General features: G+C 41.6%; 11 protein-coding genes. All 11 read right to left on the bottom strand.

Annotated elements, in window-relative coordinates:
- Positions 1-29 precede the first annotated feature (29 nt).
- Entirely contained in the window at positions 30-812 is a 783-nt protein-coding gene (locus NYE32_RS04380) for an alpha/beta hydrolase family protein (protein WP_061652391.1), read from the bottom strand.
- A gap of 134 nt (positions 813-946) precedes the next feature.
- Complete coding sequence (locus tag NYE32_RS04375) at positions 947-2,608, bottom strand: ribonuclease J (RefSeq protein WP_156685411.1); 1,662 nt, start codon at positions 2,606-2,608, stop codon at positions 947-949.
- Between the two features lie 179 nt (positions 2,609-2,787).
- Positions 2,788-3,546 (bottom strand): ABC transporter ATP-binding protein, encoded by a 759-nt coding sequence (locus NYE32_RS04370; RefSeq protein WP_037600160.1) that lies wholly within the window; start codon positions 3,544-3,546, stop codon positions 2,788-2,790.
- Positions 3,543-4,412: a branched-chain amino acid ABC transporter permease gene (locus tag NYE32_RS04365; RefSeq protein ID WP_002883493.1), complete on the bottom strand. Its 870-nt coding sequence runs from the start codon at positions 4,410-4,412 to the stop codon at positions 3,543-3,545. The genes NYE32_RS04370 and NYE32_RS04365 overlap by 4 nt, the downstream gene beginning before the upstream one ends.
- 9 nt (positions 4,413-4,421) lie before the next feature.
- Positions 4,422-5,423: a tryptophan ABC transporter substrate-binding protein gene (gene trpX, locus NYE32_RS04360; RefSeq protein WP_155124010.1), complete on the bottom strand. Its 1,002-nt coding sequence runs from the start codon at positions 5,421-5,423 to the stop codon at positions 4,422-4,424.
- Between the two features lie 135 nt (positions 5,424-5,558).
- Positions 5,559-5,780, bottom strand: coding sequence for a DUF4649 family protein (locus NYE32_RS04355; RefSeq protein ID WP_037600156.1), 222 nt, complete (start codon positions 5,778-5,780; stop codon positions 5,559-5,561).
- Positions 5,781-5,965: 185 nt separating this feature from the next.
- Positions 5,966-17,146: a GEVED domain-containing protein gene (locus tag NYE32_RS04350; protein WP_156685412.1), complete on the bottom strand. Its 11,181-nt coding sequence runs from the start codon at positions 17,144-17,146 to the stop codon at positions 5,966-5,968.
- A gap of 740 nt (positions 17,147-17,886) precedes the next feature.
- On the bottom strand, positions 17,887-19,389 hold the full coding sequence (pyk, locus tag NYE32_RS04345) for a pyruvate kinase (protein WP_002890793.1): 1,503 nt from the start codon (positions 19,387-19,389) through the stop codon (positions 17,887-17,889).
- A 69-nt stretch (positions 19,390-19,458) separates the two neighbouring features.
- Complete coding sequence (gene pfkA / locus NYE32_RS04340; protein ID WP_013990713.1) at positions 19,459-20,478, bottom strand: 6-phosphofructokinase; 1,020 nt, start codon at positions 20,476-20,478, stop codon at positions 19,459-19,461.
- A 91-nt stretch (positions 20,479-20,569) separates the two neighbouring features.
- Positions 20,570-23,680: a DNA polymerase III subunit alpha gene (locus NYE32_RS04335; protein ID WP_156685413.1), complete on the bottom strand. Its 3,111-nt coding sequence runs from the start codon at positions 23,678-23,680 to the stop codon at positions 20,570-20,572.
- Positions 23,681-23,848: 168 nt separating this feature from the next.
- Complete coding sequence (gene leuD, locus NYE32_RS04330; protein WP_002890790.1) at positions 23,849-24,439, bottom strand: 3-isopropylmalate dehydratase small subunit; 591 nt, start codon at positions 24,437-24,439, stop codon at positions 23,849-23,851.
- Positions 24,440-24,443 lie beyond the last annotated feature (4 nt).

The raw sequence follows: 24,443 nt of genomic DNA, 5'->3' as shown, positions 1-24,443 counted from the left end.
CTTTGATAAGATGTTACAAACTTGACCTATTAAGACAAACGTTCTTCTTTAACGTAATCAATAGGTAACCATTCTAAGTAGGCTTCTAGTTGTTTTTCCCAATAATACCATTCATGTCTTCCATGGTCCGTGCGGTAGTCAATGTCCAAACCAAGAGCTTTCAAATCAGCTACTGCTTTGTTTTGAGAGTCAAAAAGGAAATCCTCAAGACCACACCAGGCAAAGAATTTGGTTTTCTTGTCATGTTGTTTGGCTAGATTGACCAGTTTATGCTGCTCAATGTCTTTTCCTTCTAAATCTCCAAAGACACCTTGCCAGTATTCCTTAGACTCACTCGTTTCATCAGTAATCATCTCCACTGATAATCCAAGGGCACCAGAGAAGGAACCCGCACAAGCAAAGTTATTTGTCGTTAAGGCGAGTTTGAAAGACCCATAGCCACCCATAGAAAGTCCAGCGATAAAAGTCTTTTCACGCTTCTTAGTCATACTTGGGAAGAAACGTTGCATGACTTGAGGAAGTTCCTTAGCAATGGCATCGTAATACTTAACACCGTATTTGGTATTTGTATACCATCCATTTTCAGAGTTAGGCATAATAACGATAAGATTAGTCTTACGAAGGAGACGCTGAATATTGGTACGAAAGGCCCAAGAATTATGATTGCCCCCCATCCCATGAAGGAGATAGAGAACCGGAATGTCCGTATCACTTTCCGTTTCAGCAATCTGGTCACGGTCTGGATAAATGACATCTACTTGACGGTACTGTCCTAGAACATCTGAAGAGTATTCAATTTGAAAAAAAGCCATTTGTATTTTCCTTTCTTAATGTTAGAAAAGCTGGGACACCCCAGCTTTTGATTTTAAAACAAAGTCTTGTTGAGACTTTCCTCAATGTCTATGGTGCAAGCGACACGCTCACACTCTTATGTTTTAGTCAGTTATTAGCGGACTTCCATAACTACTGGAAGGATAGCTGGGCGACGTTTGGTTTGGTCAAAGAGGAACTTAGCCACATCGTCGCGGACGGCTCCTTTCAGTTCACCCCAATCGAAGCTGTCTCCTGCCAAGTAATTTTCAACGGTAGCATTGACAATGTCAGCAGCCTCACGGAGAATGTCACGGCTCTTCTTAACATAGACGAACCCACGTGTATTCACACGCGCTTTAGAGATAATCTTACGTTCTTTCTTGTTCACAGTGATAGCTACGATAAAGATACCATCTTCAGACAAGACCTTGCGGTCACGAAGGACGATATTACCAACATCACCAATGGCATTACCGTCGATCATCACATCACCAGCTGGAACAGCTCCTTCATGAAGGAAACCTTGATCTTCAGACAAATGCATGATATCACCGCGTTTAACGATATAAATATTTTCTGGAAGAATACCAACTTCCAAGGCTAACTCTGCATGGGCTTGAAGGTCACGGTACTCACCTTGGACAGGGAAGAGATAATGTGGACGAAGGAGATTAATCATCAATTGAAGTTCACGAGCATTGGCATGTCCAGATACACGAAGGCTCTGCGTAATCATCTTAACAGTTCCACCAGCCTTATAGATAGCGTTGTTGACACGTGCCACTACAGCTTCTTTAGCAATGCTTGGAGTTGTTACGATATAAACCAGATCTCCATCCTTAATTTGAACGTAACGGTGACGACCAACAGCCATCTTTTGGAGACCATCGATTGGTTCACCCATACGACCATTTTCAAGGATAATCAACTCGTGGTCTTCAAACTTGTTCATGTCTTTTGGTTTGACAATAAGTTTTTCATGCTCCACAGTCAATTTTTTGAGACGGATGGCTGTGCGGACAATATTTTCAACGTCAAAACCAGTAAGAACAACGCGACGTCCGTGATCAGCAGCTGAATCGAAGACTTGTTGAATACGTACCAAGTTTGAGGCAACTGCAGCAACAATAACACGTCCTTCTGCATCGGCAATGACTTGGTCAATTTCTTGACCAACTTCTGCTTCCGAAGCTGTTTGTTCAGTACTTGTCGCATTTGCTGAGTCTGACAAGAGGGCCAAGACACCTTCACGTCCAATTTCAGCCAAACGACCTAAATCAGTTTTGTAGTAAGGACGGGCAGCTTGGTCAAATTTGAAGTCACCAGTATAGACAATATTACCTTGGTCAGTTCCAAGAACAATCCCCATTGATTCTGGAATAGAGTGCGTTGTTTTGAAGAATGAAACTTCAGCATTCTCAAATTCAATTTCAGTTTCTGCGTCAATAACATGGAAATTATTGAATTTCTTAACGCCAGCATTCTTCACAAAAAGCTTAGCCAACTCAATTGTGAGTGATGACCCAAAAACTGGTGCTTTGACTTCTTGCAAGATATAAGGTAGGGCACCAATGGCATCGGCATGTCCATGCGTCAAGAAAATCCCTTCGATACGATCTCTATTTTCAATCAAGTAATCTAAGTTAGGAATGACAAAGTCAACACCTAGTTGTTCATTTTCAGGATACTTTAGACCAGCATCCAAGATAAAGATAGAGTCGTTAATCTCAACAATATAGAGGTTCTTAGCATTTTCACGTACTCCACCTAGGGCAATAATTTTAATATCGCTCATGCTTGTTTTTCTCCTTTTTAGTTTGACTCTCTTCTAGAGCCTATTTTTACAGACGGTCCAAGAAGCTGAACGTTCGTGCGAACAGTCTCCTTGTCGATTTACAGGCCACAACAAAAAGTTGCATACTCTTTAAGTATACAACTTTTTAGCTTATTTTACAATTTAGAGTCAGACGAGACTTACTCAAACATAGCGTAGTAGTCTGTGATATCCAATTGACCTTTTTCTTCCTTGGTAAGGTCTTTAATGATTTGACCATCCTTCATAACGATAAGACGATTTCCGTATTTAAGGGCATCTTCCATATGGTGAGTAATCATCAAGGCTGTCAAGTGGTCGCCCGTCACAAACTCATCGGTCAACTCCATGAGAGCCACACTTGTCTTAGGATCCAAGGCTGCGGTGTGTTCGTCTAAGAGCAAGAGCTCAGGACGTTTAAGTGTCGCCATCAGAAGACTAAGTGCCTGACGCTGACCACCTGAGAGGAGACCTGCTGGTGTATCTAAGTGTTTTTCTAAACCATTACTGATACGTTCAATCAGACCTTGAAATTCCTCTGTGTAGAGATGAATTTGGCGTGATTTAAGTCCTCGCTTTTCGCCACGGTATTTGGCAATCAAAAGATTTTCTGCAACCGTCATACGAGGAGCTGTTCCCATTTTAGGATCTTGGAAGACCCGTGAGAGGTACTTGGCACGTTTCTCAGCAGGCAGAGCCGTAACATCCTCACCCATGATGAAAATATGACCACTGGTCAACATGAGGGTCCCTGCAATGACATTGAAGAGGGTTGATTTTCCGGCACCATTTCCACCAAGAATGGTAATAAAATCACCTTCTCTAATGGTAAGATTGACATGGTCCAGGATGGTTTTTTCGGTATCAAAACCATTATTAACCTTAACAGTCGCATCTTTAAGTTCTACAATAGCTGTCATCGTGATAAGGTCACCCCCTTAAAGAATTTTCGGCGTAGGACAGGCGAGATCAAGCAAATGGCCAGAACAATCGCACTAAAGAGTTTGAGGTAGTTCGTGTTAAAGCCAAGAGCGATAACTGCTGTCAAAAGGAACTGATAGAGGATTGAACCAATACAGATGGCAATCAAACGTTCCAACAGAGTCAAGTTAGTCGCATATAGGACCTCACCAATGATGATGCTGGCAAGACCAATGACGATAACACCAATACCTTTAGAAACATCGGCATAACCGTCCTGTTGGCTAATCAAGGCTCCTGAGAGGGCAATGATACCGTTTGAGATAACAAGACCCATCACTTCCATATTGTCTGTGTTGATACCAAAAGATTTGGCCATATCTCTATTATCACCTGTGGCAATATATGCTTGACCTAGGCGCGTGTTAAGAAAGGCAATCAAGGCAGTGATAACAATGGTTACAGCAATGAGACCAACAATCAAGAGGTTGTAGTCCTTGCTGAAAGGAAGTAAATCTTGAATAGTCTTAATATCAAGAAGTCCTAGGTTGGCCCTACCCATAATCATAAGCATGACTGAGTTAAGAGAAGTCATGACCAAAATCCCTGCCAAAATAGTAGGAATTTCTCCCTTAGTATAGAGGAGACCAGTTACAAGTCCAGCACCACAGCCGGCCAAAACAGCAACCAAGGTCGCCAAGATTGGGTTCCAACCAAAGTTCATAAGAGTTACTGCTACTGCCCCACCAAGAGGAAAGGAACCTTCTGTTGTCAAATCAGGAAAATCCAAAATACGGAAAGTCATGTAAATCCCAAGACCTAGGATTCCGTATAGAAGCCCCTGATAAATAGATGAAATAATCATAAGTCCTCCTTATTTATCAGCTTTAACAGCGATGTCTGACTGTTTAAGCACATCGTCAGGGATGGTGATGTTGAGGTCTTGAGCAACTTTAAGGTTGAGCGTTGGAGTACCATCATCAATAACATCAACTGGGACATCCTTAACTTTCTTACCTTTAAGAACCTTAACAGCACTACGAGCTGTGGCTTTTCCAAGTTCATATTGGCTTTGAGCAACTGAGGCCAAACCGCCCTCTTTCACCATAGTATCGACAGTCGTATAAACTGGAATCTTAGCTTGGTTGGCAGATGAGATTACTGTTGAAAAGGCTGAGGCAATAGTATTATCTTGTGGCGTCCAGATAGCATCTACCTTACCAGTCATGACTGACATGGTTGTATTGATTTCATTGGTTGATGGTACGGCATACTCGACCACATTTAGGCCATCTTTTTCAGCGAATTTCTTAAAGCTCTCAACCTGTGATTTGGAATTATCCTCGCTTGAAGCGTAGAGAATACCAATTGTCTTAGCATTTGGTGTCAATGATTTGACCAATTCCACTGTCTGCTTAATCGGCACTTGGTTAGAGGTACCAGTGACATTGCCTTCTGGATGCTTGAGGTCCTTAACCAATTTGGCCCCAACAGGGTCTGAGATAGCTCCCATAATGACTGGAATGTCCTTGGTAGCTGCCGCTAGCCCTTGTGCTGCTGGCGTTGCAATGCCGATAACGACATCATTCTTGTCATTGACCAATTGTTTAGACATGGTTTGAATTTTAGACTGGTCTCCTTCGGCATTTAGGAGGGTGATTTTAACCTTGTCTCCCTTATAACCAGCTTCCTTAAGACCATCCTCAATTCCCTTCTCGATTTGATCCAGGGCATCGTGAGTCACGAACTGGAGGATTCCTACTTTGACGACCTTATTAGCATCTTGGTGCTCTTTTTTGAAAAGATCTGTACCAATAGAACCGAGCGTCAAGATAGCTAAGAAAACCAAAGTCCAAATTAAACGCTTGTTTTTCATATGTGTCTCCTTCTATAAATTCTTCCTTTCTATTGTAAGTCATTTTCAGTCAATTAGCAATATTCTTAATTTATAAAAATTACCTTTCTCAAAGAAAAAGAATCAGACATCGTGTTCTGATTCTTTTTCCTATTATTACTGATATTGTGTCAAGTCTAGCTTCATAATATAAAAGTAAAGGTCGCCATATTGTCCTTTGTAGCCAATATCATGTCCGTTTATCGTCACCTTAGTGACTGGCGTTGAATCCGGTAAGGCAATCCAACAAGCTTGCTGTGCTCTGACAAATTCATTGTAATCTTCAAAAGAAGTGTGTTTTTCTTGCTTTGCAGTATTTAAATAAGTTACTTCAATCATCGAGGGACCTCCTTTTAATCCTTTAATTAAATTCTAGATTACGCTTCCTAGAGAGTAAAGTCAATCATGACGTCTTAAAAAAACTAGCAGGCTAGTCCATACAAATAGACCCCATGGCAAATGCCATGGGGTCTATTTTAATTGGAATCTGGATTCTTAAGGTCCTATCCGACCGTTAAATCATCTTAACGTTTGCGTCGTTTTGCGCCATAGAGTCCAAATCCAGCTAGAAGACTTGCCAAACCAAAGATTGCAAGGTTTGAATCCTCACTACCAGTTTCTGGAAGTTGAGCTGTCTTATCACTTGGATTGATAAAGTGAGCTTCTTCTTTTGTTTCTGGAAGTACTGGAGCCTTAGGCTCTTCTGTTTGTGGAGCTGGCTGTGGCTCTGGTGTCGGAGTTGTATCCGGCACTGGTGTTGGAGTCACAATTTGTTTGTAGATGTGTTGAGTATTACCATTTTCATCTACAATTGTCTTCACAAATTCATAACCTGGAATTTCTTTCTTAGGTTGTTGGCCATCTTCGGTTGGATAACCAGGGATTGGCGTACCATTTTCATCAACGTATGACGTCGTTACTTTCTCGTAGACATGTTCGATATCACCATTAGGTAATTTCTTAGTTTCTACAAAGCGGTAACCTGGAATTTCAGCTTTTGGCTGTTCACCATCAACTGTAGGATATCCTGGGATTTCCTTACCTTCTTTATCAACAAACTTAGTGATTGGAAGGACAGTTGGTGTGTAGGTTGCTGAAGCCTTAGTTCCGTTAACATCTTCACGAACCACTGTGACTGCTGGGGCAGTTCCTGTAAATTCAGTTTCTGGTGTGAATGTTACAGTGCCATCGGCAGCTACTGTGTAAGTTCCGACACCTGCAATAGTCTTAGTAGTTGAGCCATCTTCAAAGGTAGCTGGTACTTGGTTATTCATTGGTACACGGCTATCGCCTTCAGTGAAGCTTGGCTTACCTGTTTGCGTTTGACCTTTATTACCAATTGAAGTAACTGATTCTGCAGTTGGTGTTACTGGTGTTACTGTTGGTGTATAGGTAGCTGTAACGGCTGTACCGTTCTTATCAACACGTTTCACGGTCACACCTGTACCTGTTCCTGTGAATGCTTTTTCTGGGACGAAGGTTACAGTTCCGTCTGGAGCAACTGTGTAAGTTCCTTCACCTGGAATAACTTTAGTTGTTGAGCCGTCTTCAAAGGTAGCAGGTACATCATCATCCATTGGGACACTTGGGTTACCAGGCGTGAAGCTTGGTTTACCTGTTTGTGTTTGACCTTGGATATCTGTAGATGTTGCTGGCTCTGAAGTTGGTGTAACTGGAGTTACTGTTGGCGTGTAGGTTGCAGAGGCTTTGGTTCCGTTCTTATCTTCACGAACCACTGTTACAGCTGATGCAGTTCCTACGAATGATTTTTCTGGAACAAAGGTTACGGTTCCGTCTGCTGCTACTGTGTATGTACCAACACCGTCTACAGTCTTAGTCGTTGAACCATCGTCAAATGTTGCTGGAACATCGTCATTCATTGGTACACGGCTGTCACCTTCGGTGAAGGTTGGCTTACCGGTTTGAGTTGCACCTTGAATATCTGTTGATGTTGCTGGTTCCGCTGTTGGAGTAACTGGAGTTACTGTTGGTGTGTAGGTTGCAGAGGCTTTGGTTCCGTTCTTATCCTCACGAACCACTGTTACAGCTGGTGCAGTTCCTACGAATGATTTTTCTGGAACAAAGGTTACGGTTCCGTCTGCTGCTACTGTGTATGTACCAACACCATCAACAGTCTTAGTCGTTGAACCGTCGGAGAAGGTTGCTGGAACGTCATTGTTCATTGGTACACGGCTGTCGCCTTCTGTAAATACTGGCTTACCAGTTTGTGTAGCACCTTGAATATCTGTTGATGTTGTTGGTTCAGCAGTTGGAGTAACTGGAGTTACTGTTGGGGTGTAGGTTGCAGAGGCTTTGGTTCCGTTCTTATCTTCACGAACCACTGTTACAGCTGGTGCAGTTCCTACGAATGATTTTTCTGGAACAAAGGTTACCGTACCGTCGGCTGCTACTGTGTATGTACCAACACCATCAACAGTCTTAGTCGTTGAACCGTCGGAGAAGGTTGCTGGAGTATCTTCATCGATTGGAACATTAGGATCCCCTTCTGTGAAGATTGGTTTACCAGATTGTGTTTGGCCTTGGATATCTGTTGATGTAGCATCTTCAGAAGTTGGAACGACTGGAGTAATTTTAGGTGTGTAAGTTGTTTCTACAGTTGTTCCATTAGTATCCGCAGCTTGAACTTTCACTGGAACAACATCACCTGAATAAGATTTGTCTGTTGGTGTGAAGGTTACAACACCTGTCTCTTTATCAACGGTGAAGGTACCAATAATATTGCCTGCTGGTGATTTCGCAAACACTGCCGCTGCTGGTTGGCCATTTTCATCAAGAAGAGTAATGGTATCTTTGTCGATTGGAGCAACGGAATCTCCCTCGGTAAAGGTTACTGTTCCGGTCTGAACCACGCCTTGAGGACCAGTTGATTCTGTTGGTGTAGCAGTTGGAGTCACCGGTGTTACTGTTGGTGTGTAAGTCGCAGATGCTTTGGTTCCGTTCTTATCTTCACGAACAACCGTCACAGCTGGAGCTGTTCCAGTAAATGATTTCTCTGGAACAAAGGTTACTGTTCCGTCTGCTGCTACTGTGTATGTACCAACACCCTCAACAGTCTTGGTAGTTGAACCATCTTCAAATGTTGCTGGAACATCGTCATTCATTGGTACACGACTATCACCTTCAGTAAATTCAGGCTTACCTGTTTGGGTTTGACCTTGTTTACCTGTTGTTTCAACTGGTGTCGCTGTCGGTGTTACAGGAGTTACTGTTGGCGTGTACTTAGCTGTAGCTGGTGTACCATTCTTATCTACACGTTTAACTGTTACACCTGTACCTTCTCCTGTGAATGATTTTTCTGGGACGAAGGTTACTGTGCCATCAGGAGCTACTGTGTAAGTACCTTCTCCTGAAATAACTTTAGTTGTTGAGCCATCTTCAAAGGTTGCTGGTACATCATCATCCATTGGGATTACAGGGTTACCAGGTGTGAAGCTTGGTGTACCTGTTTGTGTTTTACCTTGGATGTCTGTAGATATTGCAGGATCAGCAGTTGGGACAACTGGAGTAATCTTAGGTGTGTAAGTTGTTTCTACTGTTGTACCATTTGTATCAGCTGCTTGAACCTTAACTGGGACAACATCACCTGAATAAGATTTATCCGTTGGGGTGAAGGTCACAACACCTGTCTCTTTATCAACGGTGAAGGTACCAATTACATCACCTGCTGGTGATTTCGCTTCTACTGATGCTGCTGGTTGACCATTTTCATCAAGAAGAGTAATGGTATCCTTATCAATTGGTGCAACTGGGTCACCTTCAGTGAAGGTTACTGTTCCAGTTTGAACCACGCCTTGAGGTGCTTCAGATTCAGCAGGAGTTGCTGTTGGAGTTACTGGAGTCACAGTTGGTGTGTAAGTCGCAGAAGCTTTGGTTCCGTTCTTATCTTCACGAACAACCGTTACGGCCGGCGCTTTACCTGTGAATGATTTCTCAGGAACAAAGGTTACTGTTCCGTCAGCTGCTACTGTGTATGTACCAACTCCATCAACTGTCTTAGTCGTTGAACCATCGTCGAAAGTAGCTGGAACGTCATCGTTCATTGGTACACGACTATCACCTTCAGTAAATTCAGGCTTACCTGTTTGGGTTTGACCTTGTTTACCTGTTGTTTCAACTGGTGTCGCTGTCGGTGTTACAGGAGTTACTGTTGGTGTGTACTTAGCTGTAGCTGGTGTACCATTCTTATCTACACGTTTAACGGTTACACCTGTACCTTCTCCTGTGAATGATTTTTCTGGGACGAAGGTTACTGTGCCATCAGGAGCTATAGTGTAAGTACCTTCTCCTGGAATAACTTTAGTTGTTGAGCCATCTTCAAAGGTTGCTGGTACATCATCATCCATTGGGATTGCAGGGTTACCAGGTGTGAAGCTTGGTGTACCTGTTTGTGTTTTACCTTGGATATCTGTAGATGTTGCAGGTTCAGCAGTTGGGACAACTGGAGTGATCTTCGGTGTGTAAGTTGTTTCAGCAACTGTTCCGTTTGTATCTTTACCTTGAACCTTAACTGGGACAACATCACCTGAATAAGATTTATCAGTTGGTGTGAAGGTTACAACACCTGTTTCTTTATCAACTGTGAAAGTACCAATTTCTTTACCTTCTGGTGATTTAGCAACTACAGATTCTGCTGGCTGACCATTTTCATCAAGAAGAGTAATGGTATCCTTATCGATTGGTGCAACTGGGTCACCTTCGGTGAAGGTTACTGTTCCATTTTGAACAAGACCTTGAGGGCCAGTTGATTCTGCTGGTGTTGCTGTTGGGGTTACTGGAGTCACAGTTGGTGTGTACTTAGCAGTAACTGGAGTACCGTTCTTATCGACACGTTTAACCGTTACGCCTGTACCTTCTCCAGTGAATGATTTTTCTGGTACGAAGGTTACTGTTCCGTCAGCTGCTACTGTGTAAGTTCCTTCACCAGGAATTGTCTTGGTTGTTGAGCCATCTTCAAATGTTGCAGGTGTATCATCATCCATTGGAACATTTGGATTACCTGGTGTGAAGGTTGGTGTACCTGTTTGCGTTTGACCTTGTTTGTCAGTAGATGTTGTATCTTCTGCAGTTGGTGTAACTGGTGTTACGGTTGGTGTATAAGTTGCAGAAGCTTTTGTTCCGTTCTTATCTTCACGAACCACTGTTACAGCTGGTGCAGTTCCGACGAATGATTTTTCTGGTACGAAGGTTACTGTTCCATCTGCTGCTACTGTGTAAGTACCAACACCGTCTACAGTCTTAGTCGTTGAGCCATCGTCAAATGTTGCTGGAACATCATCGTTCATTGGCACACGGCTATCGCCTTCAGTAAATACAGGTTTACCAGTTTGTGTAGCACCTTGGATATCTGTAGTTTCAACTGGTGTTGCAGTTGGAGTTACTGGAGTTACTGTTGGTGTATACTTCGCTGTAATTTCAGTACCGTTCTTATCCACGCGTTTCACTGTTACGCCTGTAGCAGTTCCAGTGAATGATTTTTCAGGAACGAAGGTTACTGTGCCATCTGGAGCAACTGTGTAAGTTCCTTCACCATCGACAGTCTTCGTAGTTGAGCCATCTTCGAAGGTAGCTGGAGTATCTTCATCGATTGGAACATTTGGATTTCCTTCGGTGAAAGTTGGTTTACCTGTTTGAGTGGCACCTTGGATATCTGTCGTTGTTGCAGGTTCAGCAGTTGGGACAACTGGAGTGATCTTCGGTGTGTAAGTTGTTTCTACTGTTGTACCATTTGTATCAGCTGCTTGAACCTTAACTGGGACAACATCACCTGAATAAGATTTATCTGTTGGTGTGAAGGTCACAACACCTGTTTCTTTATCAACAGTGAAGGTACCGATCACGTCACCTGCTGGTGATTTCGCTTTTACTGATGCTGCTGGCTGACCATTTTCATCAAGAAGGGTAATTGAATCCTTGTTAATTGGTGCGACTTCATCACCTTCAGTAAAGGTAACTGTTCCAGTTTGAACCAAACCTTGAGGTCCCGTAGATTCAGCTGGTGTTGCTGTTGGAGTTACTGGTGTCACAGTTGGTGTGTAAGTCGCAGAAGCTTTGGTTCCGTTCTTATCTTCACGAACAACCGTTACGGCCGGCGCTTTACCTGTGAATGATTTCTCAGGAACAAAAGTTACAGTTCCGTCAGCTGCTACTGTGTAAGTACCAACTCCATCAACTGTCTTGGTAGTTGAACCATCGTCGAAGGTTGCTGGAACGTCATCGTTCATTGGCACACGGCTATCACCTTCAGTAAATTCAGGCTTACCTGTTTGGGTTTGACCTTGTTTACCTGTTGATGTTGTATCTTCTGCTGTTGGTGTAACTGGTGTTACTGTTGGGGTGTAAGTCGCAGAGGCTTTGGTTCCGTTCTTGTCTTCACGAACAACCGTTACAGCCGGTGCAGTTCCGACAAATGATTTCTCAGGAACAAATGTCACCGTACCGTCGGCTGCTACTGTGTAAGTACCAACGCCGTCAACTGTCTTAGTCGTTGAACCATCGTCAAATGTCGCTGGAACATCTTCATTGATAGCTACTGTTTTCTCAACGCCATCAACGGTTACTGTTCCACCCTTGAATTCAGGTTTACCAGTTTGAGTAGCACCTTGGATATCTTTTGTTTCAGCTGGAGTTGCTGTCGGTGTTACCGGTACGATTTCAGGCGTGTAAGTTGTGTCCACCTTGATACCGTTTGAGCTTTCAGCTTGAACCTTGGCCGGTGTGACTACACCTGTGTATGATTTATCAGTCGGTGTGAAAGTTACTTGACCAGTAGCTGAATCGATAGAGTAAGTACCGATTTCAGTTGTACCATCAGCAGCATAAGCTGGTGTACTTGTCACTTCATTGCCATCATTATCCAAAAGCGTGTAGCTATTATCTTTAATCGTAATAGCTTTATCTTCACCATTCACTTGAACAGTTGTTCCTGAGAAGGTTGGTGTGCCTGTTTGAGTGGCACCTTGGATATCTTTAGATGTAGCTGGTTGAGCTGTTGGAACAGCAGCTACAACTGTTGGTGTGTAGGTCGCATCTGAAGTAATGGTTGCAGTCTTACCATTAGCATTTGTAATCGTAGCAGTTGCCTGAACAGTTACTCCTTTTGCAGTACCAACAAAGTCTTTTTCTGGCGTAAATGTTACTGCTCCAGTCGTTGGGTCGATAGTATAGCTACCTTCTCCTGCTACTGTTACTGTTGTTTCATCAGTAGGCTGACCAGTTGCTGGATCTACCAATTTCTTGCTTGTGATTTCAGCAGTCTTATCATTACTCAAATCAAAGGTTGGTGTTTGGGTTTGAGGAACGTTTTGAACATCCGCAGAAACCTTGTCTGTAGGAGTCACTGTGATTGGTGTTACTGATGGTGTGTAAGTCGCTGAAGCTTTTGTTCCGTTCTTGTCTTCACGAACGACTGTAACCGCTGGTGCTGTTCCTGTAAAACTTGGTTCTGGAACAAATGTAACAGTACCGTCTGCTGCTACTGTGTAGGTACCAACACCGTCTACAGTCTTAGTCGTTGAGCCATCATCAAATGTTGCTGGAACATCATCGTTCATTGGCACACGGCTATCGCCTTCAGTAAATACAGGTTTACCAGTTTGTGTAGCACCTTGGATATCTGTTGTTTCAACTGGTGTTGCAGTTGGAGTTACTGGAGTCACAGTTGGTGTATAAGTTGCAGAGGCTTTGGTTCCGTTCTTGTCTTCACGAACAACCGTAACAGCCGGTGCAGTTCCGACAAATGATTTCTCAGGAACAAATGTCACCGTACCGTCGGCTGCTACTGTGTAAGTACCAACGCCGTCAACTGTCTTAGTCGTTGAACCATCGTCAAATGTCGCTGGAACATCTTCATTGATTTCAACAGTCTTCTCAACGCCATCAACCGTTACAGTTCCACCCTTGAATTCAGGTTTACCAGTTTGTGTCGCACCTTGAATATCAGTTGTTTCAGCTGGTGTTGCTGTTGGGGTTACTGGAACGATTTCTGGTGTGTAAGTTGTATCCACCTTGATACCGTTTGAGCTTTCAGCTTGAACCTTGGCCGGTGTTACTACACCTGTGTATGATTTATCAGTCGGTGTGAAAGTGACTTGACCAGTAGCTGAATCAATTGAGTAAGTACCAATTTCAGTTGTACCATCAGCGGCATAAGCTGGTGTACTTGTCACTTCATTACCATCATTATCCAAAAGCGTGTAGCTATTATCTTTGATCGTAATAGCTTTATCTTCACCATTCACTTGAACAGTTGTTCCTGCAAAAGTTGGTGTCCCTGTTTGCGTTGCACCTTGGATATCTTTAGATGTAGCTGGTTGAGCTGTTGGAACAGCAGCTACAACTGTTGGTGTGTAGGTTGCATCTGAAGTAATGGTTGCAGTCTTACCATTAGCATTTGTAATCGTAGCAGTTGCCTGAACAGTTACTCCTTTTGCAGTACCAACAAAGTCTTTTTCTGGCGTAAATGTTACTGCTCCAGTCGTTGGGTCGATAGTATAGCTACCTTCTCCTGCTACTGTTACTGTTGTTTCATCAGTAGGCTGACCAGTTGCTGGATCTACCAATTTCTTGCTTGTGATTTCAGCAGTCTTATCATTACTCAAATCAAAGGTTGGTGTTTGGGTTTGAGGAACGTTTTGAACATCCGCAGAAACCTTGTCTGTAGGAGTCACTGTGATTGGTGTGACAGTTGGAGTGTACTTAGCTGTTGCAGTCTTGATGTAGTCCTGTTGGATCTTACCATCTTTGTTTCGACCAACTGGCGCTGACAATGTAACATCCACACCTTTGGCTGTACCAGTAAAGCTTGGATCTGGAATGAAGGTTACTTCACCCGTTGAAGGATTAATGGTGTAAGTTCCTTCCCCTTCAACTGTTACAGATGGCGCATCAGTAGTGAGACCTGTGGCAGGATCCACCAACTTAGCAGGATATTCTGCACTTGGAGTGATTGCAATCTTGTCACCATTTGAGTTAGTCTCAGTTGTGTTAAAGGTCGGAGTTTCTTTTTGAGTCGCCCCTTGAACATCAGTCGAAGTTTTGTCAACTCCTTCGATTTCAATTGGAGTGACTGTTGGAACGTATTGACCATCCATGGTATTCAACTGACCATTAATGTTTGGTTCTTGATCTGGGAATTTTGTTGACCAACCAGTATCATAACCGTTGTTATCTGAACGACGGATAGAAATACCATCAGCTGTTCCAAGGAAGTTATCTTCAGGAATAAATTCAACGTCTACATCTTTACCGTTGGCAGTAATCTTATACTTACCTTGTCCTGGAACGACATAGTAACCGTCCGCATCAAGAGTTGCACGGTTGCCATCTTTATCAACGATGTATGGTTCTACCGTTTCGTCAATAACGGCACTAGAATTAAGCTCATACTTGTGTTCTCCACGTGCTGTAAAGGTTACAGTTGCAGTTTGCTTCGCCCCTTGAAGACCACTTGTTTCCTTGAATTCCCCTTTTGGTGGGTGCGTAATTTGAGTTCTGAAGTCTTCCACTTCCCCTGAGAAGGCCATACCAGTTGGGCTCTCAATCTCGGTAGCCTTCTTGGCAATACGAACACGAGCACCTAGTTCTTTAACGCTAGGGTCGATATAAGTCTTGCTATTTGCAAAGGTCAACTCAACGGTGCCGTCATTTGTGATTCTTGCAAGATTAGAGCGTTCATCTTCATCAAAGGTACCATTTTGGTTAAAGTCTATCCAACCGTAGATATAAGCTTCTGAAGCTCCATCTGTATGGGCTTCTATTGACAGCTTGTAGTTACCTGGGCGTGTACGATCCATCTTGATCATCTCATTGGTTGAACCTTTAAGCTCATCTGGAAGCAATTGGTCAATTCCTTCATCGGCCGTAGTTGCCTTATCATCACCGAACCAGTCAAGAACAGTATTCTCATCCATATCTGGGCTCACATTACCAATATATGGTTGATTTACTTTAGCACCAGTTATACCATCTACAGTTGCAATGGTATGCATAGCTTTTCCGTATGACTCAGGAGCGTCCCCTTCATCAATTGGGAAGAATCCTAGCATTGCTGACTGTTTACCACCTGAAGCGACATAAAGTCCAACTTCAGAGGCACCACGCGTCATAACGATTGGAACAGTATAATTACCTTCAGAAATGTTTGGTCCAAAGATACCGGTTCCTAGACCACCTGTAACTTGGTCAGGATTTCCAAAATACTTCCAAGCTACTGGTTTCTTTTCTGGTCCAACTTGAGTAGATCTACGAAGTTGGTTTAAGTTGGTATTATTAAATTTAGGATTAGGTCCAAAAAGATTTTCAGTATCTTGTGGTGAATATGTTACAGAAGTACTTGGTCTGGTAAACTTTTTCCATTCTCCAATATGCTGCCAACCTTCTCCATTGGTAGTAAACATAACTAATTCACCTGGGTTAGCAGACTCCCCATCAGCCATAACAATAGCTGGCTTAACTGTCTTACCACGGAAGGTTGCAGAGATTTCAAACTGAACTCCAATATTTCCACCATTCAAAGCTGAACTTATGGTAGTCTTCTTGGTTTTCGTATCAATATTCTCAAATCTGATTTCAGTCCAATTATTTTGGGCATCAGCGACGATTTTGGCCTCTTCACCATTGTTAAAAGCTTGCTTAGCAGCATTTGAAGTGACTCCACTTACATAACCATTTTTTGCATTTGGATCATAGGTTGCTTTTTCAGCTTCTGTAGCCCCTTGATTTTCCATCCGTTTCTTATAGATTTCAGTCGCTTGGAAAGGTTTCAAAGATTTGACTTTTACAGTAACTACATAACCAGGCATGATTTCCTTGGTATAGGTAGACCCAACTTGAAGAGCCAATTTTTCTTCTAAGTTCTCAGTTGGTTTAACTTCACTTTTAGGAACTAATACTGTAGTAGTTCCTGTCCAGTTAGCTACATCTCCAAAGTCCAACCATGAGATTTGGCTAGCCATTGATTTGGCATCAACATTTGTAGTAAAGCCTGGTTTTTCAACTTTTGGAGTTGAGGTTGCGTCTTCTACATCATCACCAATCAAGTTTGGATCATTGGCATCACCAAGGGCACGACGTGTACGACGGCGACCAGAAGTTTCTGCTGTTACAACAGGTTGCACTACAGCAGACGCTTCGGCACCACTTGAAAGAGCATTCGTTGTAGAAGCTTCTGCTTGAACGTCCACACCTTGTGCTTCAGATGCTGTTTCTGAAGCAGGTGTCTCAGATGATGCTGATGTAACAGAGGCTGTTGTTGAAACTCCCGTAGTATTGCCTACACTTGTAGAGCCAGCAACACTAGTGGTAGATGCTGCAGTAGTTGCTGACGTTGATGTAGCTGCTTGAGATGTTGTCTCACTAGAAGCTTGTGTTGTAGACGTTTCAGAGGTAGCTGCGCTAGCATTTGAAACGGTTTGAGACTGACTATTAGTCTCAGAACTTGATAAGATATTTGCGACTTCCGTCGAAGCTTGAGCAGCAACAGCATTCTGAGAAGATGTCTCATCACTCACTGTAGCAGTAGTGCTAGCTACATCTCCTGCTTGGACTTGGTTAGCTGTTTCATCGGCAGATACTTGACTAGCAGTACCAACCATAACCAGAGTTCCAAGAAGAACGGAGCAAACCCCTACATTCAGCTTACGAATCGAAAATCGACTTATACGATCATTAAATAAATCTTTACCCACTTTGGTAATCCTCCACACTTATACTATTAAGTATCTCACCCCTCAATGAGATTAAAAGTATTTAAAAATACTAATCGTTAAATATTTTAACAAAATTCCTAATATTTGTGAAAAGAAATGCTCTTATTTTCAATTTTTTTATAAGGTTCACTTAAAAATAATCATGTAAACAGTAGAATGATTATAGATATCACTATTTTTATAAACATTTCAATTAATAATTTTATAATTATTTACTTTTAGAATTGTCAGTAAAAAGAAACTTATGATTTCATTTTTTTCAAAAATCGATTTTCAGAATTAATAATTCATTAGAACTTTTAAATTAGTAAGTCATTATTGAAATAAAAATGGTTGGTTATCTACTCAGTCCTTCTAAAAAATATAGCTTATAACCATCTTAACTATAGTTTAGAAGCCTATTTAACGACATTTTTTATCCTGTTGTTTTCAAGAAAAGTTAAATTTCTTTGAAAAGATAATTTCCCTCTTCTCTAAATACCTTCTAAGTCATATGACACTTAGAAAAAAATCTGTTGAAAATACAGACCAAATCAGCCATCTTGCTTTAAACCATTTGGAATAAATATGATATTCCTCACTTGTTATTATTATCCAATTGATTTACCTACCTACGAAAAAAGCTCTATAATCTCTTCAAAAGTTTAACCTACTAAATCGATTATAGAGCCAAAAAAAGAAGATCCAAAGACCTTCTTTCAATTTAAGTTCTACTTAAATTATTTTACTGTGCGGATACGCATAGTGTTTGTACCACCTGTACCTACTGGAACACCAGCAACGATAACAATGTTATCACCAGATTCTACAAGACCTGATTCCAATGCAACTTTTTCAGCAACATCAAACATATCATCAGTTGAGCTTGGTTTTTCAGTAACTACTGGAATAACACCCCAGTTAAGCATCAATGATTTTTGAGTAATTTCATCGAATGTTACAGCCAAGATATCAGCTTCTGGACGGTATTTAGAAATCAAACGAGCAGTGTTACCTGATTCAGTAAGAGCAACAACAAGTTTGATATCCATTGAGTTAGTAGCATCTTTAACTGCAGACGCAACTACTTCAGTCTTAGTTGAACGGTCAAATGTTGATGAATCAAGACGACCATACTCTTTAAGAAGAGTTTGAGCGTTTTTATCAATTGTAGCCATTGTGCGAACTGATTCAACTGGGTATTTACCATTTGCAGATTCACCAGAAAGCATTGTAGCATCTGTACCATCGATAACTGCGTTGAATACGTCAGATACTTCAGAACGAGTTGCACGTGGTTTTTCTGTCATTGTTTCAAGCATGTTAGTAGCTGTAACAACAACTTTACCAGCAGCGTTTACTTTTGTGATGATCATTTTTTGGTAAACTGGAACCATTTCGAATGGTACTTCGATACCCATGTCACCACGAGCAATCATAATACCGTCAGCAGCTTCGATGATTTCATCAATGTTATCGATACCTTGTTGGTTTTCGATTTTAGCCAACAATTGAACGTGACCATTACCAGTTTCTTCACAGATAGCACGAACTTCTTGTACATCTTTTGCAGTACGTACGAATGAGATAGCGATAAAGTTAAGACCTTGTTCAAGACCAAAACGGATATCAGCGTTATCACGTTCAGCAAGTGCTGGGAAAGGAATTTTAGTGTAAGGGATGTTTACACCTTTTTGTTTAGCGATGATACCATCATTTTCAACATCAACGATGAATTCACGTTTTTCAGCATCTTTGTCTACAACACGAAGACCAAGTTTACCATCATCGACAAGAACTTGTTTACCAACTTCTACATCGTCAAAAACGTCAAGTGCACCTGCAACGTTCAAAGCGATAACGTCGCGAGTTGATTTGATACCTTGTTTAGTAGCAACACGAATTTGTTCACCAGTTTTGTACGCATACTCTTTAGCATCACCTTCGAACAATTCAGTACGGATTTCAGGTCCTTTTGTATCAAGAAGGAAACCTACTTTTTGACCAGCAAGGTCTTCTGCCATACGAACAACATCCATACGTTCACCTTGTTCAGCGTGGTCACCATGTGAGAAGTTGAAACGGAAAACGTTGGCACCTTCCTTGATCAATTGAGCAATGTTTTTAGCAGATGCTTCACGGTCAAGTTTTTCACCCCAGTAACCATCTTCACCAAATTTCTTGCCGCCACGGATTTCAACCGCAGGACCAAGTGTTGCAACGATTTTTACACGTTTATTCATGATAAATAAAACTCCCTTATATTTTTTGTCGCATTAGCGACGGATTAACAATAATTTAAGTAACTGAGATTAGCTCAAGTTAGACAATGAACGGTTAAGGTCTGCAAAGTCAAGACGTGCTTTGTGAGGATTGTTGACGATAATTTTACCGTCTTCAGTAAGACTGAACAAAGCTCCTTCTTCTGCTGTACCAAGGATTGGGCTTTCAACAAGCTCTTCATTGTGGATACCAACAGCTACACCACCAATACCTTGTTTAAGGAGGTCAACCGCATGTGCCCCCATCCATGAAGCAAGAACACGGTCACGCGCAGTTGGTGAACCACCACGAACCACGTGTCCAATGTTTGTTGCACGAAGATCTGAAGTATCTCCAGCTTCTTTCATTTTAGCTGCAAATTCTTCAGCACCCATGACACCTTCAGCAACTACGATTACATGGTGAGTTTTAGCACCTGATTCGTAACCTTCTTTAACTTTACGTACAACTTCATTAATATCATACTCTTCTTCAGGTACGATAATTTGGTCTGCACCAGAAGCAATACCAGCCCAAAGAGCGATATCACCAGCGTTACGTCCCATAACTTCAACGACGAAAGTACGTCCGTGACTGAAAGCAGTGTCTTGAATCTTATCGATAGCTTCTGTTGCTGTTGCAACAGCAGTATCAAAACCAATTGTGTAGTCTGTACCAACGATATCGTTATCGATAGTTCCTGGAAGACCAACAGCTGGGAAACCATGTTCAGTCAAACGCATAGCACCATGGTAAGAACCATCTCCACCAATAACTACTACACCTTCGATTCCATGTTTTTTAAGTTGCTCAATACCTTTAAGTTGACCCTCAAGTTGGGCAAACTCAGGATAGCGAGCAGACTGAAGGAAAGTTCCACCACGGCTGAGGATGTTGTCTACGCCTTTTGCATCAAGTTGGAAGATATCTCCTTCAACCATACCAGCGTATCCACGGTTAATACCGAAGACTTCAATTCCTTCAGAAATTGCTTTGAGAACAACTGCACGAGCGGCAGCGTTCATACCAGGGGCATCTCCACCACTAGTCAAAACAGCAATACGTTTCATTATTCCTGATACTCCTTTTATATATTTAACATTTTCATTATAACACAAAGAATTCTAAATGGCTTTAAATTTGAAAAGATTTATTGTTTTTTTACCGTAAAACCGTTTTCAACACATAAGGTGCTAATTCCCGATTAAGTTCCTCGTTCTTAGTTACTCTGTATCTTTGACTAACGATAGTTTCCTTACTTCCTTGATAACGGATAATGACAGGAATGTGTCCAGGATGCTTAGCTAATATTTGAGAAACTTCTATGTCTTTATCATGATTCTCAAGTAAAATCCAAAAACGCTCCGTGCTAGCTTCCTCCATGTTTGACAAGATTAACTGAATGCGTCCATCACGCTCCTGGGTCCGTCCATCAAGATAAAAGAGACCACCTTCACTTAATTTATCCTTATGATAGAAATAAGTTTCTGGAAATAGGGTAACATCAAGTTTATTGATCCCATCAGTGACGTTCAGAAAGGCCATCTGATCACCTTTTTTAGTTCTGATAATTCGAACGGATTCTATCTGAACCAAAACCGTTGCCTTAGTATTAACAGCCAAATCAGAAATGGCTTGATAGGGACGAGAGGCCATTTTTTGAGCCAAGTGTAAAGGATGGGGGCTAAGCCCAACTCCTAGTAACTCCTGTTCTAAATTATAACGATCCTTCTGGCTATAGTCTTCATAATCAACCCAAGAGTAAGATGACTCTGCAAACAAACTTCCTAACTCATTGACAAAAGTAAAGAGGTTGCTTAAATTACCAATGATTTTCTGACGATTTGGTTCAAAAATATCAAACAAACCAATCTGGATAAGAGGTGTCAGACTATCGACTTTCTGATATTTGCTAGGAATACGTGTCAAAAAGTCTTCTATAGAAATGTATTTACCATTTTGTTTGCGATCCTCAATAATCCAAAGGGCAAAATCTCTTGGCAAGCCTTTGATAGTCTTAAGACCTAATATAATCTTTCCATCTGAAATCTTGTCCAGATAGGGAATTCTATTAATATCAAGTCTGGCTAGAGAAAAGCCATTTTCAATTGCATCCTTAATGTAATCACTAGACGAATAGTTTAACATGATGTCATAGAAAATCTGAGGGTAATGCGTTTTGAAATAGGCTAATTGAAAGGCTAGTGCTGAATAAGCATAGGCATGACTTCTATTAAAGCCATAACCTGCAAACTTAGCCATCATACTAAAGAGTCGTTCAGCAATCTGTGGGTTACGTCCCAACCGACGACTTCCTTCCATGAACTCTTCGGACATCTTGGACATTTCATTGGCATCTTTTTTCGACATTGCCCGACGAAGCAAATCGGCTTTTCCGAGTGTAAAGCCTGCAAATACTTGGGCAATTTGCATAACCTGCTCTTGATAAAGCATGATGCCATACGTAGGCTCAAGGATTGGTGCAACTACTGGATCAATCAAATCTACTTTTTCCTTACCATACTTACGAGCGATGAAATTATCTGTATAATCGCTAGCTCCAGGTCGGTTAAGAGAGGTTGTCGCTACCACTTCTTCGAACTTAGCGGGTTTAATCCGTTTAAGAAGGTTAATAGCACCCGCCTGCTCAAACTGAAATATTCCCTTAGTTTTTCCCTTGGCAAAAAGAGCTAGGGTCTGTGGATCTTCCAAATCAATTGATTTGATATCTATAGAGACTCCCTGCTCTTCTTCAAGTTTCTCCTTCATTTTTTGAACAAAGGTCAAATTACGGAGGCCCAAGAAATCCATCTTAAGCAAGCCATTGGCTTCGACCGCGGAGGCATCGTACTGAGTAACCATCATATCCTCACCAGCTTTTAGAGGAATATGGTTGGTTAGGTCATCGTCACTCATCACTATACCAGCAGCATGGATTGAGGTCTGTCTTGGTTGGCCTTCAATAGCCTTAGCAATCTCAAAAGCCCTCTGAAATTCTTGTCTTTGATTAATCAACTGTCTAAATGACATATTTTTCTCATAGACAGAGATCAAGGTGTCACGAAAAGAAATCTTTTTACTAAGTTGTGACAGTTCAAATTCCTTGGCTCCGAAACGTTTAAAAACATCTCGGATAGCCTGTTTGGCCCCAAAAGTTGAAAAAGTAACAATCTGAGCAGAGTGCTTACTACCATAACGGTCCCTAACATAATGAAGAAACTCGCTTCGATAGATATCAGGCAAGTCGATATCTATATCAGGCATGCTATAACGTTCTTCATTTAGAAAACGCTCAAAAAGCAAGTCATTTTTAACGGGATCAATTCCAGTAATATCAAGGACATAGGCCACCAAGCTTCCTGCAGCAGACCCACGTCCCATTCCCATATAATAACCACGGCTACGCCCAAAGCGTAATAAGTCCCAGACAATCAAGAAATAATCATCAAAGCCCATCTGATGAATGATAGACAATTCTTTGTCTAAACGTTCCTGATAAACTGCTGCGCTTAACTTTTTAGTTTCTAATCCAGATTGGGCTAATTGACGTAATTGGTCAACTGCTGGCATATCACGATTAAAACGGGGAAGCTTCAAATCCGTATCAAATTGATAAGTAATATCTGAAACAAGTTGCTCCAAATTGTTCAAAGCCTCTGGAATATCACTATATGCACTTTCCATTTCTTGAGGCGAGAAAAGAAGCTGATTCATAGGACAAATAGAGGCCTCTGACAAGGAAACGTTTTGTGAGATGGCGTGTAACATCTGAATCGTCGAGCGATCTACATTCTCAAAATAACGCACTGTATGTAAAGGAATTACAGGATAATCAAACTCTTTGCCAGCATCTTCTGGCCTTACCCCAATAAAAACCTCTGAACCAAGAGTCATCCCTGGCTCCCAGTCTTCACTCGGAAGGATGAGGGCAATAGCATTCAGATAGTCCGAAAAAGCTGTAAACTCGCGTTGCCCTGAGGAGAGCTCTGTTGCCAACTTCATCAAATTTTTATAGCCCTGATTATTTTTTGCTAATAGACGAAAAGGAATTTTTCTTCCCTCGTAAAATAGATTAGCTTCCATACCAATCAAAGGACGTAAACCGTTGCTACTTGCAAACTGAGCAAAATGATAAGCAGCATAGAGATTGTCACGATCCATCAAACCAAGGGCTTGATAGCCAAGCTCTTTGGCACGCTTAATGTAGGTGGTCAAATCTACAACACTATCCATGAAACTATAGACAGATTTTGTATCCAATTGTGCAAACATGAAGGCCTCCTTTCTATCCTTCTATTATAGCATACGCTCCTTGTAAAAACGCCTCTACCATGTTAACTGTTTCAAACAAAAAGAATGAGATAGAACAACACCTTAAACATTGTCCTTATCCCATTCTTTTAAGTCCTCATTATTATTTTACAAACACATCATTGTTTCTTATTGCCAATATGATGGGCGTTGTTTTTCATAGGCAGCAATCAAATCTTCATATTGAAGAGTGATTCCAATATCGTCAAGCCCTTCAACCAATTTACGTTTCCACTCATGATCGATATCAAATGGAAACTCTCCTGCTGAAGATTTAATCACTTGGTTTGGAAGGTCAATCGTAATTTCTTCACCTGCAGGAAGAGCAGCCAATTTTTGACGGACTTCCAAAGGTTGAACGATTGGCAACATACCATTCTTCAATTCATTGTTATAGTGAATATCTGAAAATGATCCAGCAATAACACAACGGAAACCGTAATCTTCCAATGCCCATGCAGCGTGTTCACGAGATGACCCCGAACCAAAGTTATCACCAGTAACCAAAATGGTCGCATCGCGATACTCAGGTTTATTGAAGACGAAATCAGGATTTTCATCGTAATCATCATTAAGGTAACGCCATTCAAACATCAAATTCTTACCGAAACCTTTTTTATCAACAGCTTTCAAGAATTGTTTGGGAATGAGTTGGTCCGTATCGATGTTATCATTCATCAAAGGTACTGATTTCCCTGTATAGACGGTAAATTTTTCCATTATC

Origin of the sequence: Streptococcus sp. FSL R7-0248 (assembly GCF_037967965.1) — a bacterium.
In the GTDB taxonomy this organism is placed as follows: Bacteria; Bacillota; Bacilli; order Lactobacillales; family Streptococcaceae; genus Streptococcus.
Note: the sequence above shows the minus strand (reverse complement) of the source record. Positions and strands in the feature narration are given on the sequence as shown.